General features: G+C 49.3%; 17 protein-coding genes. 13 read left to right on the forward strand and 4 right to left on the reverse strand.

Features of this window, described 5'->3' with window-relative positions; genetic code table 11:
- The first annotated feature begins 78 nt into the window (after positions 1–78).
- The 8 genes from C7B82_RS02905 to purN all read left to right on the forward strand — a co-directional run bounded on the left by C7B82_RS02905 (position 79) and on the right by purN (position 5,909).
- Positions 79–2,817: an SMEK domain-containing protein gene (locus C7B82_RS02905; RefSeq protein WP_281258912.1), complete on the forward strand. Its 2,739-nt coding sequence runs from the start codon at positions 79–81 to the stop codon at positions 2,815–2,817.
- A 13-nt stretch (positions 2,818–2,830) separates the two neighbouring features.
- Positions 2,831–3,142, forward strand: coding sequence for a nucleotidyltransferase family protein (locus tag C7B82_RS02910; protein ID WP_219903946.1), 312 nt, complete (start codon positions 2,831–2,833; stop codon positions 3,140–3,142).
- Between the two features lie 18 nt (positions 3,143–3,160).
- Positions 3,161–3,475, forward strand: coding sequence for a HepT-like ribonuclease domain-containing protein (locus C7B82_RS02915; protein ID WP_106254798.1), 315 nt, complete (start codon positions 3,161–3,163; stop codon positions 3,473–3,475).
- A gap of 12 nt (positions 3,476–3,487) precedes the next feature.
- The gene (locus C7B82_RS02920) at positions 3,488–3,700 is read left to right on the forward strand and encodes a DUF2283 domain-containing protein (RefSeq protein WP_106254799.1); all 213 of its coding nucleotides are present in this window, start codon (positions 3,488–3,490) and stop codon (positions 3,698–3,700) included.
- 19 nt (positions 3,701–3,719) lie between these two features.
- Positions 3,720–3,998, forward strand: coding sequence for a hypothetical protein (locus C7B82_RS02925; RefSeq protein ID WP_106254800.1), 279 nt, complete (start codon positions 3,720–3,722; stop codon positions 3,996–3,998).
- A 54-nt stretch (positions 3,999–4,052) separates the two neighbouring features.
- A complete protein-coding gene (locus C7B82_RS02930; RefSeq protein WP_106254801.1) occupies positions 4,053–4,298 on the forward strand; it encodes a UPF0175 family protein in 246 nt (81 codons plus the stop codon).
- On the forward strand, positions 4,295–4,783 hold the full coding sequence (locus tag C7B82_RS02935) for a PIN domain-containing protein (protein WP_106254802.1): 489 nt from the start codon (positions 4,295–4,297) through the stop codon (positions 4,781–4,783). Before C7B82_RS02930 ends, C7B82_RS02935 begins: the two co-directional genes overlap by 4 nt.
- Positions 4,784–5,258: 475 nt before the next feature.
- Complete coding sequence (purN, locus tag C7B82_RS02940; protein WP_106254803.1) at positions 5,259–5,909, forward strand: phosphoribosylglycinamide formyltransferase; 651 nt, start codon at positions 5,259–5,261, stop codon at positions 5,907–5,909.
- Between the two features lie 63 nt (positions 5,910–5,972).
- Here the strand turns inward: purN and C7B82_RS02945 are convergent, their stop codons facing one another.
- Positions 5,973–6,452, reverse strand: a complete 480-nt coding sequence (locus tag C7B82_RS02945; RefSeq protein WP_106254804.1) for a DUF3122 domain-containing protein — start codon at positions 6,450–6,452, stop codon at positions 5,973–5,975.
- Positions 6,453–6,601: 149 nt separating this feature from the next.
- On the opposite strand from C7B82_RS02945, the gene C7B82_RS02950 reads away from it, so the two are divergent.
- The 4 genes from C7B82_RS02950 (at position 6,602) to C7B82_RS02965 (ending at position 11,174) form a co-directional block, all read left to right on the forward strand.
- Positions 6,602–7,285: a DUF1345 domain-containing protein gene (locus C7B82_RS02950; RefSeq protein ID WP_245939703.1), complete on the forward strand. Its 684-nt coding sequence runs from the start codon at positions 6,602–6,604 to the stop codon at positions 7,283–7,285.
- Between the two features lie 82 nt (positions 7,286–7,367).
- On the forward strand, positions 7,368–8,561 hold the full coding sequence (locus C7B82_RS02955; protein ID WP_106254805.1) for an HhoA/HhoB/HtrA family serine endopeptidase: 1,194 nt from the start codon (positions 7,368–7,370) through the stop codon (positions 8,559–8,561).
- 88 nt (positions 8,562–8,649) lie between these two features.
- Positions 8,650–10,728 (forward strand): glycogen debranching protein GlgX, encoded by a 2,079-nt coding sequence (gene glgX, locus C7B82_RS02960; RefSeq protein WP_245939704.1) that lies wholly within the window; start codon positions 8,650–8,652, stop codon positions 10,726–10,728.
- A 170-nt stretch (positions 10,729–10,898) separates the two neighbouring features.
- Positions 10,899–11,174 carry a DUF1830 domain-containing protein gene (locus C7B82_RS02965; protein ID WP_106254806.1) on the forward strand — a complete coding sequence of 92 codons (276 nt, stop codon included), beginning with the start codon at positions 10,899–10,901 and terminating at the stop codon, positions 11,172–11,174.
- A 35-nt stretch (positions 11,175–11,209) separates the two neighbouring features.
- Here the strand turns inward: C7B82_RS02965 and C7B82_RS02970 are convergent, their stop codons facing one another.
- The 3 genes from C7B82_RS02970 to C7B82_RS02980 all read right to left on the reverse strand — a co-directional run bounded on the left by C7B82_RS02970 (position 11,210) and on the right by C7B82_RS02980 (position 13,531).
- A complete protein-coding gene (locus C7B82_RS02970) occupies positions 11,210–11,482 on the reverse strand; it encodes a hypothetical protein (RefSeq protein ID WP_106254807.1) in 273 nt (90 codons plus the stop codon).
- Positions 11,479–12,132, reverse strand: a complete 654-nt coding sequence (locus C7B82_RS02975; RefSeq protein WP_181357323.1) for a class I SAM-dependent methyltransferase — start codon at positions 12,130–12,132, stop codon at positions 11,479–11,481. The genes C7B82_RS02970 and C7B82_RS02975 overlap by 4 nt, the downstream gene beginning before the upstream one ends.
- A 505-nt stretch (positions 12,133–12,637) precedes the next feature.
- Entirely contained in the window at positions 12,638–13,531 is an 894-nt protein-coding gene (locus C7B82_RS02980; protein WP_106254809.1) for a polyphosphate kinase 2 family protein, read from the reverse strand.
- A gap of 205 nt (positions 13,532–13,736) precedes the next feature.
- On the opposite strand from C7B82_RS02980, the gene C7B82_RS02985 reads away from it, so the two are divergent.
- Positions 13,737–15,083, forward strand: a complete 1,347-nt coding sequence (locus C7B82_RS02985; protein WP_106254810.1) for a methylglyoxal synthase — start codon at positions 13,737–13,739, stop codon at positions 15,081–15,083.
- The last annotated feature ends 177 nt before the right edge of the window (positions 15,084–15,260 follow it).

Here is a 15,260-nt window from a genome sequence, read left to right on the forward strand (position 1 = left end):
CGGTGTGAACAGCAAAAGACTGCTGCCCACGTCCAGGAAAAGTAATCTTCAAGAAAATATTTGCACTTGAGGTAGTTAGTGAAGTTAGTAAATGCTCAGAATCGAATTCAGGAGCTAATGTCTCGTTTTGTAGCGCAAATCGAGATGGAAGCAGCAATGAGCAGAACAGACTTAAACAAAGCTGCCGAAACAATATTGATACCTTTACTCAACGAGGTGTATGGTTGGAGCTTAGAAAATATCAATTATGCTGAGGACAATAATAACTATCCTGGTATTGATTTAGCTGACAAGGTAGCGGGAATCTCTGTTCAAGTCACAGCGACTCCTGATCTTACAAAGGTCAAACATACTCTGGAGCAATTTACTAAGCATAACCAGCACTTAAAATATAATCGGCTGATTATTTATATTCTGAAGAAGAAACAGGATTCTTATTCAGAAACAGCGATTCAAGGAATTATTCAAAACAAGTTCGGCTTTGATTCTCAAAAAGATATTTGGGATCATCGCAAAATACTTAAAGAAGTTTCTAATTTCCCAATCGATCGGGCGCTTAGAGTTCAAGAAATTTTAGAAGCAAATTTTGGTGGAGATCAAAGGCTTCCATCATTACTTGCTGACAGCCTAGAGCAGAGCATTAACTGGCGAGAAACTTGTCGAGAGTTACTGAACCACTGGAAGGGACTAACAACCAATGTCCTAACCAAGCCGAATGGCGTTCGTTTTCAACTGGATGAGGTCTTTGTACCGTTAGGATTGGTGGAGAGGCAAAAAAAGCCAAAACACCGCTCTCATGATGGGTTTCCAGCAGAGCAGGGTTCGGAACTCTATGAGGAGAAGGTCACACCCATTAGCCAGAATGACTTTTTTGAACAAGTATTGCGACAAGGGCAAAGCAAGCATAGCCAGGGAAGCCGTATTGCCATTATTGGTGAACCTGGAGCGGGAAAAACAACACAGCTTCAGAAGATAGCGGATTGGATTCTAACAGAAACGGATGGAACTCCCATTTGGATTCCATTGGCAGCAGTGGGTGCAAAAAAACTGAGGGACTATTTACTGAGTGACTGGCTGCAAACAGCCATTGAGGAGCTAGACGTTTCACAAGCGCATCGAGATGATCTGGGGCAACTGCTGAAAACTGGAAAGGTCTGGTTGTTGCTGGATGGTGTGGATGAAATGGCAATCTCAGATGCGCTTTACCAGATTGCTACTCAGATGCGTGAAGGATGGTTGGGAAATGTCCGCGTGGTTCTGACCTGTCGCTTAAATGTGTGGGATGCAGGAAAGAATGCGCTTGATGGTTTCGATGTATACCGCAATCTGGATTTTGAATATCCCAGCGAAGTGCATCAGTTTATTAATCAATGGTTTGCAACTGAACCAGCATTGCAGCAAAAACTGAAGGTGGCGTTGGAGCAACCAGGCAAAGAACGGATTCGGGATATGGTGAAGAACCCATTGCGGTTGACGTTGCTTTGCTATAGCTGGCAATTGCAGGAAGGCGAACTCCCAGAAACGCAAGCTGGACTGTATGAGTGGTTTGTGAATGCGTTTTATGAATGGAACAAAGGTAAGGTTCCATTAAAGTTGAGTGTGACGAAGCGCGAGGAATTGAACCGTGCTTTAGGAGAGCTGGCAAAAGCAGCCATTGATCAAGAAAGTTCCCGCTTTCGTCTACAAGAGAAATTTGTCAAGCGGTTTCTAGATGCTGCCGATGATGAAGATTCTCTGTTTTACCTGGCTCTCCAACTCGGCTGGCTCAATCGTATCGGTGTTGCAGCAGAAAACCCACTCGAAAATGTCTATGCTTTCTTTCATCCGACGTTTCAGGAATATTTTGCGGCATTGGCGATTAATGATTGGCACTACTTTTTAAAGCAAGCTGTTATCTTTGAACCTCAATGGAGACAAGTAATCGTTCTGTGGCTAGGACGAGGTGACATTGATAAAAGTGAAAAACACTCATTCTTAGATATACTCGAAGATTTTCAAGAATGTGGTGGATTTTACAGATATGAGGCTGAAAGATTTTCAAAAGAAATTATATCAATGAATGAGTTTGGAATTCACAGAAAGCCTAGGGATTATTCAATAACAGTTCAGGCTGGATCGTGTTTAGAGATTAATGTAGCTGATGTCTTTATTAAAGGGGTTTCTCCTGATGAAACCCATTTTGAACATACAAAATTTCTGCTTGATCAACTAGAAGAGAGTCAAGGTGACTTAAGTTGGACGGAACTTAATTCTGAGGAGCTTGCTGAGATTAACCAACTCTTAGAGAGTTTATCTGAAAGTAAAAATGACTTATTCAATCTGGGCATTCTGAAGAGACTTCTTGAGATAAATTCGGAAAGTGATACAGACTTGGTTGAAATAAATTTTATGAAACTCTTTGAGCCTGCCAAAGAGGATATATGTAGAATAATTACTTGGGTCTTGACAAAGTTGGTTTGGGAATCACGAAGAATTGGATATAGTAATCTTATGAGTGTCTCTAAACTTCTTATTGAAGCTCTTCGGATTGAAAATCAAAAAAAGCAAACTATACAGCATTGGTTGACCCGAAAGTGGGCAGCAAAGTTTCTAATTAGAGTTTTAGTTGAGAATAATTTTCCAGAAAAGATTCTAATCTTAGTAGTCGAACGTTTAAAGTATTATACAGTCGAAGGGTTTTATGAGTCTGACTACACTTTATATAAGTGGTGTAGAGAAGTTATTCTTCGCTGCAACAGACTTCCCTATCCAGACTTTTATCAAGCATGGCACAGTTCTTCTTCCTCCACTGATGCCGAGTTACCTATAGATAGTTGAGAGGTAAAAAGCTATGAAAACTCAAAATATTGATATTCCTAAAGAGACGATCGCTCACTTCTGTCAACACTGGCACATCACTAAACTTTCACTGTTTGGCTCTGTCCTTCGTGACGACTTTCGCCCCGATAGCGATATTGATGTGTTGGTCGAATTTCAACCCGAATATATTCCTGGCTTTCTTAAACTCCATCGGATTCAAGAAGAACTTTCAACCCTCCTGGGAAATCGACCCATTGATCTTGTTACGCCCAAATTTCTGAATCATCGGATTCGCGATCGCATCCTATCAGAAGCAGAGGTTCACTATGTCGCAGAGAGATGATCGGGTTTATTTGGACACATGGTAGATATTGCTAATAAAGCGATCGGGTTTGTGCAAGGTGTAACTAGGGAAAATTTTGACAACGATGAACTTCTGCGTCTATCCCTGACCCATTTATTGCAGGTGATTGGTGAAGCAGCCCGAAGAGTCTCCCCAGACTTTCGAGCCGCTTACCCTCAAATAGACTGGAAAGCGATCGTCGGAATGCGAAGCAAAGTTGTTCACGATTACTTAAATGTCGATGAAGATATCGTTTGGGACACCGTATTGAATGAACTCCCCTCTTTAGTGAATGAACTTGAGAGAATATTGAATGCCGACAATCTCGGATAGAGGAGAAACCGTATGGCAGAAGTAAAAGTTTACTACGATCAAATTGGCAACACCTTAACCGTCTGGTTTGGCAATCCTCAAGATGAATACACCTGTGAAGAAACGGGGGATGAAGTGGTCTTGATAAAAGATAGCAACGGACAAGTCATCGGCTTTGAAAAACTCAACTACACCCTTCCAGCCACCACAAACCTCAAGATCTCCTTTGAAACAGCATCAGCATAACCCTTTCACTTTCACTATCATGACAAGCGCCAAAGAACAGCCCATTCAAGAACTAGACCAGACACCTGATTTCGTTGTGCAGGAAGTTTTAGACCTTCTGCTGTTCATCAAAGTTCGGTTAAAGCGCGAAATCAAGGAAGAGCAGCCTGACAGTTCGCAGCAAGCCCCCAGTCTTCCACCCTTTCTCCAGTTTGTTGAAGAGATTAGTGCCCAAGTTCCTAGAGAGGAATGGGCAAAGCTACCCAGCGACCTTTCCAAAAACATCGATCACTACTTGTATGGCTCACCGAAGAACTAAGGATGAAACCTGTAGACTAGGACAAGCCTTAGCAGTGCGCTCGGAGCAAGCCCGATGAATCTCACCATTCCCGACGATATCCTGACAGCCAGCGAAATGTCGGAAGCAGACTTGAAGCTGGAAGTTGCCGTTCTCCTTTACAAGCGCGAGAAAATCAGCGCTGGCAAAGCCTGTGAGTGGTTGGGGCTTAATCTAGTCGAGTTTCGCCGAGAGTTGGGCAACCGAGGACTGACGATTAACTACGATGTTGACGACTTTCAGGCAGATGTCGAAACCCTGCGCTCCCTTGGCAGGCTATGAGTGTCGTCAGCAACACCTCACCCATCACCAATCTGGCAGGCATCGGGCAACTTGACCTGCTTCACCAATTCTACGACACTATTACCATTCCTCAAGCCGTTTACAACGAAATGGCAACCATCGGCAGAGCTGTACCAGGCGCACTTGAAGTACAAACGCTCCCCTGGATCACAGTTCAACCCGTAAAAGACCAAAACCAGGTCGAAGCACTCCGAGCCGTTTTAGATCCGGGTAAAGCCGAAGCCATTGTGCTGGCTCTGGAACTCAACGCATCACTCTTGATTATCGACGAAAGACCCGGTAGAAGCATTGCCCGACAAAACAGCATCCTCATCATCGGCGTATTAGGCGTGTTATTGGAGGCAAAACAACAAGGGTTAATCGCCAGTGTCCAACCTCTAGTCGATCGACTGATCAACGAATTAGAGTTTCGGGTCAGCAAGCGGCTATATGAGACAGTTTTACAGACTACTGGTGAGGCTTAAGAGCGCGATTCTTGCAGGAAGCCATGCGATCGCGAAGCGCTGACTTGTCAGTTCGCCCTCTATCCCTCACCATTCAACCTCCAACCTCGAAACTTCACCCTCAAAAGCCAAACCTTCGCCCCTGGAACAGAAAATTCCTCGATCAGAACACGCGGCTTTGACCTCCGAACTCGAAACGCCAGCCTCTAAGCTTGAACCGCCAACCTCCGAACACGGAATGTCAGCCTCTAAGCTCGGAACGCCAACCTTAGAACACGGAACGTCGAGCTTGGAGCACGGAACGTCGAGTTTGGAGCACGGAACGCCGAGCTTGGAGCACGGGACGCCGACCACAGAGCTGCAAGCGGGGTCAGAGGCTTCAAAGGCGATACATTCACGACAGCGTAGGAGTCCAGGCAAGTAGTAAGTTGAAATTGCAGCTTATAATGCCAAGCGGTACTAGCACTACTGATGTACAACATTATTTTGTGGAAGTATGGGCACTCGTTCTCCTGTTGCTGTCACCCCCAGCCTCATTTCACCTGAATACTCAACAGTCGTAAACCCAAACGTGCCCTTGCTGAAATTGGGCGTGATGGCATCAGGAAGCGGCAGTAATTTTGAGGCGATCGCGCAAGCCATTGCCGATCAGAAACTCAAGGCTCAGGTACAAGTCCTGCTTTATAACAATCCTGGTGCCAAGGCTGCTGCCAGAGCAGAACAGTGGGGCATTCCTTCCGTGCTACTCAATCATCGTGAGTTTGCCAACCGGGAAGCGTTGGATGCAGCGATCGTCGAAACGCTGCAACAGCATGACGTCGAGTGGGTCATCATGGCTGGCTGGATGCGGATTGTCACGCCTGTTTTGATTAATGCGTTTCCCAGACGCATTCTGAACATCCATCCCAGTTTACTGCCCAGCTTTAAGGGCAACCGAGCAGTCGAGCAAGCGCTCGCAGCAGGCGTTAAAATCACTGGCTGCACGGTTCATCGCGTCGTGACAGAGGTCGATAGCGGCGACATTATTGTCCAAGCTGCGGTGCCTGTATTGCCCGACGACACGCTTGAAACACTCCACGATCGCATCCACATTCAGGAACATCGCATCTTTCCTCAGGCGATCGCGCTGGCGGCTCAGGGTCAATAGCCATCAAAGGCCTGATGGCGCGATCAGCGTTGCGCTGGACACCGACCACCGACCACCGACCACTCATTTTTGAGCGACCTGCCGCCATTCTTCGACAACAAAGGGTGGTACTGGCAGGTCGATCGCGGTTTTCTGCAATGGCAATGTCAGCCGTAGCGGGGTCGTTGCGGTCAGCTGACGCATCACCTCAAGCAAGTCATACTCAGCCACATTAGGAACATCGGTGACTGTGTCTGTCTCTGCTGCCAGCCAGACACGCTCCGTTCCCGTTGTAATTTTCAGTGGATGCGGATGCTCTAACGCTGCCCCGCCTGGAAACCCAACCAACCGGAGATGGATGCTCTCCGTCTGTCCCCCTTGCACCCGCTTGTAGAAAACCACCTGCCACGCCTGATCGGTACGATCGCGCAAGGTCTGCAGCGATCGATACATCACGCGATCGCCCCCTTCAGGATAGGTATGCACCGACGCGAGCCCGTCCGGCACACCCAATGTCATGACGAGCGCAAGAGCCACACCAAGGAACCATCCAAGCCGATACATCTGGTCATGCTCCTGACTGCCACTACTGAGTTAGTGTAGGCCGAAAAGGTAGGGCCGCCCCTACAAAATACGCCCCTTAAGGCAGTCGCGCTACAGAACGAAGGTGTTCAGATCTATACTTCCAGTCAGTCACTCTACTTGCATCGCTTGTGAAGCCCCTTTCAACGTCACGCCGAAAATTTTATGTGCGAACCCACCTGATTGGGTCTGTTTTAGTGGCTATGGCTGTGGCTGCGCTTCTGCCTGCCTGGCTGCATCTACCCTCTCGTGTGCTTTGCATCTGGGACTCAGGCATGCTTTTCTTCCTGCTGATGAGCTGGTGGGTCATGCTGCGCGCAACGCCAGAAACCATGCGGCTGAATGCCCAACGGCAAGATGAAGGGCGTTTGGTCATTTTGAGTTTAGTCACAACGGCGGCCTGTGCCAGCATTTTTGCGATCGGCTTTATGCTTAAAGATGCCAAAAGCGGATCAGGGTCGATCCTGATCCTGCATGTCATCCTTGCGGCCTTCACGATTTTGGGTTCCTGGCTGCTGGTGCATACGATTTTTGCGTTGCATTATGCGCACGGCTATTACCAGGACGGTAGCCAGTCACTAGAGGAGGCTAAGGCAGAAGGACTGGATTTTCCGGGTGATATCGAGCCCGATTATTGGGACTTTCTGTATTTCTCGTTTGTGATCGGCATGACGAGCCAGGTTTCGGATGTGCAAATCGAATCGCGATCGATGCGGCGGTTGGCGTTGCTTCACGGTGTCCTGTCGTTCTTTTTTAACACCGCGATCGTGGCGATGAGCATCAATCTTATTGCAGGCTTAATTCAAGGCGGATGATTCTGGTGTTCAGGTGGGCGATCGTTGCCACTATGGAGAAATTGAAGCCGTAAGAAGAAGTCGAAGCGGTAAGATCGGTTGTATGAAAATATTTCTGCGACCAGGCGATCGCCTTCACCCATCCTCTTTTTACCTTTTACTGCTGCTGGTGAGCAGTACCGCTGGCTGTGGGGTTATTCGTCCTGAATTGGGCAGCGCACCAACGCCAACAGAATCCTTACCGCCCCTGCAAAGCAGCCCTGCCACGGCACCTTTGGCACCACCGAAATTGACGAGCCTGGACTATGTGGCTCAGATTGTGCAGAAGGTTGGGCCGGCCGTAGTGCGGATTGATTCGACTCGCACAGTGGGGCAATCCTTTGGCGACCCTGGCTTTGAGCGGTTTTTTGGTGGTCAGGAACCCCAAACGCAGCGAGTGCAGCGCGGCACAGGTTCTGGCTTTATCACCACTGCTGATGGACGCGTGTTGACGAATGCTCACGTGGTGCAGGGCGCTGATAGCGTGACGGTAGTACTGAAGGATGGACGACGGTTTAAGGGAACAGTGGTGGGAGCAGACTCGACCACGGATGTAGCGGTAGTGAAAATCAATGCCCAAAACCTACCCGTCGTGAAATTGGGCAATTCAGACAATCTGTTGCCGGGGCAAGCCGCGATCGCGATCGGCAATCCTCTTGGACTGAGCTTTACGGTGACGCAAGGCATTATTAGCGCGACGGGGCGATCGGCGGCTGATGTGGGCGTACCCGCCGAGCGAGTCGATTTTATCCAGACCGACGCTGCCATTAATCCGGGTAATTCGGGCGGGCCGTTGATTAACGCCGAAGGAGAAGTGATTGGCATCAACTCTGCCATCATTCAAGGAGCCGCTGGGCTGGGGTTTGCGATCCCGATCGCCACGGCGTCACGCGTTGCCGATCAGATCGTCGCGACTGGTAAAGCGGAGCATCCCTATCTGGGCGTCAAGATGGCAGAACTGACCCCTGAGCTCCGTAACGAAATTAATCAGAGCAACGCTGGCTTCAAAATTAACCAGGAGCAGGGTGTGTTGATTATTGCCGTCCAGTCTAATTCTCCAGCCGCACGGGGAGGTGTACGACCGGGTGACATTGTAGCCAGCATCAACGGCACGGCGATTCAAACGGCTCAACAGGTGCAGCAGCAGGTAGAAGCAACGTCGATCGGTAGCCCACTGCAGATGATTGTCAACCGCAATGGTCAGAAGCAAACTCTCACTGTGAAGCCAGAGCCCTTGCCTGTGAGAGAACCGGGCTAAGATCACGATCGCGGTGCCATGTGCGATCGCGCATGTGCTAGAGTTTGTCTCTTTTCACTGTCCTCTAATGCTTTGAAGCTTAACCACTGTGGGTGCTATAGAGTCTGAAGTTTTGCCGGGTCGCAGTTTTCCCTTAGGTGCAACGGTTTACCCCGAAGGCGTTAATTTTTCCATTTTTTCTAAAAGCGGCAAAGCCTTAGAGCTGCTCTTGTTCGATCGAGCCGACGATCCTAAGCCTGCACGCGTCATCACGCTGCATCCCAAGCAAAACAAAACGTTCTACTACTGGCATGTGTTCGTTCCAGGCATTGGTGCCGGACAGATCTATGCCTACCGGGTCGATGGGCCGTTTATTCCCGAACAAGGGCATCGGTTTGATTGCAACAAAGTCTTGCTCGACCCCTATGCCAAAGCCGTTGTAGGATGGGAAAACTACAGCCGTGAAGCAGCAATGCGCCCTGGTGATAATTGCGCTCAGGCACTACGCGGCGTGGTGGTCGATACCAGCGCCTACGCTTGGGAAGGCGATGCACCGTTGAATATTCCCCACGCTGACAGCGTGATCTATGAGATGCATGTGGGCGGCTTCACCCGCAATCCCAATTCGGGCGTGTCGCCGGAGAAGCGGGGCACCTACGCGGGTCTGATCGAAAAAATCCCATACCTGAAACAACTGGGCGTAACAGCGGTAGAGTTACTCCCCGTTCACCAGTTTGATGAACAAGATGTACAGCCTGGGTTGACGAACTACTGGGGCTACAGCACGATCGCCTTTTTTGCACCACATACAGGCTACAGTTCGCGACGTGACCCATTAGGGCCTGTGGACGAATTTCGGGACATGGTCAAAGCGCTGCACAAGGCTGGCATTGAAGTCATTCTGGACGTGGTGTTTAACCACACGGCAGAAGGCAATGAGGACGGCCCCACCTTATCCTTTAAAGGCTTAGAGAATGCGGCATACTACATCCTGGAGCCAGATCGGGAGCTCTACAGCAACTACAGCGGCTGCGGCAACACGCTGAAGGCAAATCATGACATTGTGGGGCGCATGATTCTCGAAAGTCTGCTCTATTGGGTGGCAGACATGCATATCGATGGGTTCCGCTTTGATTTAGCATCCGTGCTGTCGCGCAGTCGCTCTGGACAACCATTGGAAGATCCGCCGATTCTCTGGACGATCGAATCCCATCCCATTCTGGCAGGCACTAAAATTATCGCCGAAGCCTGGGATGCCGCAGGGCTGTATCAGGTTGGTTCCTTTATTGGCGATCGCTTTGCTGAATGGAACGGCCCCTTTCGCGATGATGTTCGTCGCTTTGTCAAAGGCGATAGCAAGACAGTGGCAACGCTGGCAGACCGCTTGCTGGGTAGCCCTGATATTTATCCGCAGGCCGATCGAGAACCCAGCCGTAGCATCAATTTCATTACTTGTCACGATGGCTTCACGCTGAATGACCTGGTGGCTTACAACGAAAAGCACAACGTCGCCAACAAAGAAGATAGTCGTGATGGCTCCAACGACAACCATAGCTGGAACTGTGGCTTCGAAGGTCCAACGACTGACACCACCATTGAAGCGTTACGCCAGAAGCAAATCAGAAATTTCCTTACGATTCTCTTTTTTGCGCAGGGCACACCCATGCTATCGATGGGCGACGAGGTGCGGCGATCGCAGCTCGGTAACAACAATAGCTATTGTCAGAACAATGAATTGAGCTGGTTTGACTGGGACAGCCTGCAACGAGAGGAGGGGCTCCTGCGGTTTGTCCAGAAACTGATTCACTTTACTCAATCACTCGAAATTTTTCGGCAAGAACGGCTGCTCGAAGTCACCTATGCCAGCCAAAAGCCCCATATCGTTTGGCATGGCACGGAGCTAGGCAAACCCGATTGGGGCGAACAGTCCCACTGCCTTGCGTTTACGTTGCGCCACCCAGAGGCAAGCGAACATTTTCACGTGATGCTCAACGCCTATTGGGAGCCACTCACGTTCGAATTGCCACCGCTGGGTCAAAGCGAACGATGGTACAGAATCATCGACACCGCCCTACCCTCGCCTAGAGACATCGCAGAGCCAACAGCAGCCCCACAAGTCAGGCGAAGGAAATACCCTGTGGAAGCACGATCATCGGTTGTGTTGATGGCCAGGGCAGGTTCGGTATGAATTTGAGCGATCAGCAGCCCTGGACAGCAGTCAGCTATGAGTACATGATTGATTGCTGTCCAGGGCTGGTGTCGATGAGAACATTGATTTTCGCAGAGAGAATGATGTCTTCTAGCCACACTCAGCTAAGATCTTCGTAGTGATTGGCAACGTAGTGATTGGCAAGCAAGATGGCTCAGATTTTAGACCCGTTAGCGGCTGGCCAACCTGATGGCATTATTTGCTGCTACGTCAATGGTTCTAGTCGCATTCAAATCGCACGCATCAGCAATATCCCCAACTGGTACTTTGAGCGCGTCGTGTTTCCAGGGCAGCGGCTTTTGTTTGAAGCAGTGCCTGAGGCGCAACTTGAAATCCATACAGGTTCAATGGCGAGTGCAATTTTGTCCGATCGCATTGCTTGTCATTCGTTGCAGGTGGGGAGTGGGGAGCCCGGTGAACTGTAAATCATTGGTTTCATTGGATAAAACCGGCGATCGTATCACTCATCATTGGTTGGGCTTACGGGCAGCATCGCCGCTAACCGTTCAAGCAATTGGGTCTGTTCTTCCGGAGTATTGACCGGACAGCGCTCCCAGTCGGAACCTTGTCTAACATCAGCAAAAAGCCCAGTGGGATCTTCGTGGAAGTGAAGAAACGCCTGTGCTTTACGGTAGAAAATACCCCTTTTCTTTTCTTTCAACCCACCCACAACGCGAATGGTAGTCAGTAGATCGGTCAGAGTGTCTAGTGCGCGATCGCCTGCATGTTTCACATCTGTTGTAGTCGACTTAAAGCAGTTGGCTCTTCTCTTAAAGCAGTTGGCTCTTCTCTTAAAGCAGTTGGCTCTTCTGAAGTTGTATACAATACGTAACTTTTTGGCAAGCCAAGAATCCATTCGGTTTTCAACGTTGCTTCGGGAAACAACTGTTTGAGTCTCTGGATCTCCAGCACACGCGTTTCTTCTATATATTCTGTCCACGCGGGCAGCTTTTTCCTCCAGCGCTCAATGAACGTACGACGCCACGAAGTTGGATAAAACCACCAAAACAGCATCCCCGAATGTGCCTCGATCGGAAAGTACTTTGATGGCGTTTGAACCCAATAGCGGCGACCAAGACGGCGAACCTCTCTAGCAAACGCTTCTTGTTTATTTTCATCGCCAACATGTTCAATGACGCTATTAGTAAAAACCAGATCAAACGACTGATCGTCAAACGCACTTACATTACAGCCATCGCCCTCAACATAGGTAAAGCGATGACGCTTTGAAGGTTCTTGCTCAGTGTTTTCACCAGGAAGATTCAAGATCGTAATGTCCAGCGGTTGCTCAACAAAGTCCCAAAGCTCAGGGCCGCCTCCCAAATCCAACACCCGCAAGCATTCACCACTTCGCGCATTAAGCCATTTTTTGAACAACTGCATACGTCGTTCACGCGTGTATGCAGAAAAGGGATGCAGCAGACGGTAAAACAAGTTAATACGCAGATAGCTTAGGGACTGCATGTTACAGGAGCCTCTTCTTAGTACTGAACTAGGGCGTAGAGATTGCGCTAACTGCCTGTGAGTCTGGCACTAGAATGGCAGGGCGAACTGAAAGGACGCTAGCGGTTCCTGCCTGGGATCGCAACTCAACAAAAAAGAAGTTTCAGCTTGCCGAGTTTGAAGAAACACCCTATTGACTGCCGTCATCAACCTGGGAACTAGGTCAACGGAAACGAACAAAAATTAGTCTGTGAAAAGGCCAATCTTCTCGCGCTTGCATCTATACAGATTTAGTCAAGAATACTATCTTTTTTCTAAGCTAAATTTGGCTAGCAGGAACAATAGCCTTAAACTTTGTGTCAATTTTTGCAAAGGAAATGGGGTTGTGTAGCAACGGATACTCAGCAAACTTCTCAAGCCAGCTTATAAACCCATCATTAGGTCTTTAGCGCTCATTTTTCAGCACTTTTTTTGCCTTTAACAACTGCTGCTGATGCTCCTCCGTCACTTTGGGATAGCTGAGCTTCAGGGCTTTTAGTTTTTGCTCAATAAAGTAAGCGACGACGAGGCGCGTGAACCATTTGTTATTTGCGGGAATGATGTGCCACGGGGCCCATTCAGTGCTGGTGTGGGTAAAAACAGCTTCATACGCCTGCATGTAGTCGTCCCAAAACTCTCGTTCTGTAACATCGTTTTCAGAAAACTTCCAGTTCTTTTCAGGCAAATTGATCCGGTCTAAAAAGCGCTGCTTTTGTTCCTCTTTAGAAACATTAAGGAAGAATTTGAGCACAATAATGCCGTTGTCAACCAGATACTTTTCAAAGTGATTGATTTCTGTAAAACGCTGCTCCCAGATGTTGGTATTCTGGGTGCCTTGAGGCAGTTTTTGCTTTTCCAAGAGGTCTGGGTGCACGCGCACAACCAGGGTTTCTTCGTAGTAAGAGCGGTTAAAGATGCCAATACGTCCCCGTTCAGGCAAGGCTTTGAACGATCGCCAGAGATAGTCGTGATCTAACTCCTCTGAGGACGGTGCTTTAAAGCTGAAGACCTGACAGCCCTGGGGATTAAGACCCGACATTACATGTTTGATGGTGCCGTCTTTACCAGCGGCATCCATTGCCTGAAAGATAATGAGCAGCGCATAGGTATCCTGCGCGTAAAGAATATCCTGATACGTCGCTAGAGCCTCAATGCCTGCCTGTAACACCCCTTTGACATCAGCTCTATGCTTAATCTCTGCGGTGTAGTTTGGGTCGAAGTGTTTCAGCTTAATCTTTGAACCGGGCTTGGCCATAAAGGCCTTCGGATCCAGTTGATCAGTAAAGGTTTTGACGTCCATACTCAGAAAAACCGATAGATAAAAAACACTGTCTCAGGCACGATGGCTTAGGAACACGAATTTAATCACTCCGGCACCCCTACGGGAAACAATATGTCGATTTTATTCAATCCACGATCCTTAGTTTACTTATAGCGATTTTGCGATCGCGCCACACAGCAACTCATAACTTGCTTCATAATCAGGCAGTTCCTCTTGACGTTCTATGACTCCGACGATCGCGCTGCTGGCTCATGACACCAAAAAAGAGACGATGGCAGTGTTTACCCGCAAATATGCTGCTCTCTTAGCGCGCTACCGATTGATTGCCACGGGCATTACGGCACAACGCATCCAAGAGGCCACAGGACTAGCCGTAGAGGCACTATTACCGGGAGCGATGGGTGGCGATGTGCAGATTGCAGCCGAAGTGGTGGCAGGAAACGTCATCGCGGTCATCTTTCTAGTTGACCAGGCCTATGCTCGTCCTCACGAACCAGCACTGCAGGGACTTCTGCGGGTATGCGAACTGCACAACGTCATGCTGGCAACCAACCTGGCGACAGCAGACGTCATTGCAGCCAGCCTACGAGACACACGATCGGCGCATCTCATTTTCAATCCCATCTCTGGGCAGGGCAACTCACAGCAGGCATTGCTCACCATTCGCCAACTGCTGACGGTGGAACTCCACCTGACCATCCACCTGACGACGACTGAAGTGGGTGCCGAACATCTGGCGCAAACGGCGATCGCGGCAGGAGCCGATTTGATCATTGTCTCTGGCGGCGATGGCACCGTTTCTGCCGTGGCTGGCGCACTGATTGGCACCAACATTCCGCTAGGCGTCATTCCGAGAGGCACCGCCAACGCCTTTGCAGTAGCACTTGGCATTCCGGTGAACACGCAGGCTGCCTGTCAGACCATTCTCGCCGGGATGACTCAGGTCGTGGATATTGCCCGCTGCAATGGCTTACCGATGATTTTGCTAGCAGGCATTGGGTTTGAAGCCGAAACGGTGGAGAAAGCCAGTCGGGAAGTGAAAGACCGCTTCGGGCCACTGGCATACATTCTGGCGGGTGCACAGCAGTTGAATGAGCAACAGGCCTTCACGGCGCAAATTGAGGTAGATGGCAAAGTGAGCGAGTTTCAGGCCGCAGCCATTACGATCGCCAACGCAGCGCCACCCACCTCTGTTCTTGCTCAAGGTTTTGGGCAGGTCATTGTGAACGATGGGTTGCTGGAAGTCACCATTGGCGCGGCTCAAACACGAGTGCAGGCGATCGCGGCTATGCTGCAATTGTTTGGTTCTGCGCTCATTCGCGTTGCACCCAATCGTGAAGATATCATTTGTCTCCGCACAAAGCAGCTGAAAGTAACAACCAATCCACCGCAAAAAGTGGTGCTTGATGGCGAAATTATTGGCACAACGCCCGTCGAAGTTGAGTGTATCCCAGCGGGATTGACCGTCTTCGCACCGCCATTACTGGCTGCACCAACAGCTATGGCTGCGCCAGCAGCACCGCCAGCGTCGATCGAAGACAATGCTGAGGAATGGTTTCAAGAATCGTAGGTCAGCGGTCAGCGGTCAGCGGTCAGCGGTCAGTGGTTAGTGGTCAGTAGCTGGAAACTCAAAACTCAAAACTCTCTAGCTTGTCGGCGCAAAGCGCAACTCAAAACTCAAAACTCAAAACTCAAAACTCAAAACTCAAAACTCAAAACTCAAAACTCAAAACTCAAAACTCAAAAC

Source organism: Stenomitos frigidus ULC18, from assembly GCF_003003795.1.
GTDB classification, from domain to species: Bacteria; Cyanobacteriota; Cyanobacteriia; order Leptolyngbyales; family Leptolyngbyaceae; genus Stenomitos; species Stenomitos frigidus_A.

Bases quoted from the DNA above. Each gene is read 5' to 3' on its own strand.
- C7B82_RS02910 (WP_219903946.1), top strand. From the start codon at position 2,831: ATGAAAACTCAAAATATTGATATTCCTAAAGAGACGATCGCTCACTTC.
- C7B82_RS02915 (WP_106254798.1), top strand. From the start codon at position 3,161: ATGGTAGATATTGCTAATAAAGCGATCGGGTTTGTGCAAGGTGTAACT.
- C7B82_RS02920 (WP_106254799.1), top strand. From the start codon at position 3,488: ATGGCAGAAGTAAAAGTTTACTACGATCAAATTGGCAACACCTTAACC.
- C7B82_RS02925 (WP_106254800.1), top strand. From the start codon at position 3,720: ATGACAAGCGCCAAAGAACAGCCCATTCAAGAACTAGACCAGACACCT.
- C7B82_RS02930 (WP_106254801.1), top strand. From the start codon at position 4,053: ATGAATCTCACCATTCCCGACGATATCCTGACAGCCAGCGAAATGTCG.
- C7B82_RS02935 (WP_106254802.1), top strand. From the start codon at position 4,295: ATGAGTGTCGTCAGCAACACCTCACCCATCACCAATCTGGCAGGCATC.
- purN (WP_106254803.1), top strand. From the start codon at position 5,259: ATGGGCACTCGTTCTCCTGTTGCTGTCACCCCCAGCCTCATTTCACCT.
- C7B82_RS02945 (WP_106254804.1), bottom strand. From the start codon at position 6,452: ATGTATCGGCTTGGATGGTTCCTTGGTGTGGCTCTTGCGCTCGTCATG.
- C7B82_RS02955 (WP_106254805.1), top strand. From the start codon at position 7,368: ATGAAAATATTTCTGCGACCAGGCGATCGCCTTCACCCATCCTCTTTT.
- C7B82_RS02965 (WP_106254806.1), top strand. From the start codon at position 10,899: ATGGCTCAGATTTTAGACCCGTTAGCGGCTGGCCAACCTGATGGCATT.
- C7B82_RS02975 (WP_181357323.1), bottom strand. From the start codon at position 12,132: ATGCAGTTGTTCAAAAAATGGCTTAATGCGCGAAGTGGTGAATGCTTG.
- C7B82_RS02980 (WP_106254809.1), bottom strand. From the start codon at position 13,531: ATGGACGTCAAAACCTTTACTGATCAACTGGATCCGAAGGCCTTTATG.
- C7B82_RS02985 (WP_106254810.1), top strand. From the start codon at position 13,737: ATGACTCCGACGATCGCGCTGCTGGCTCATGACACCAAAAAAGAGACG.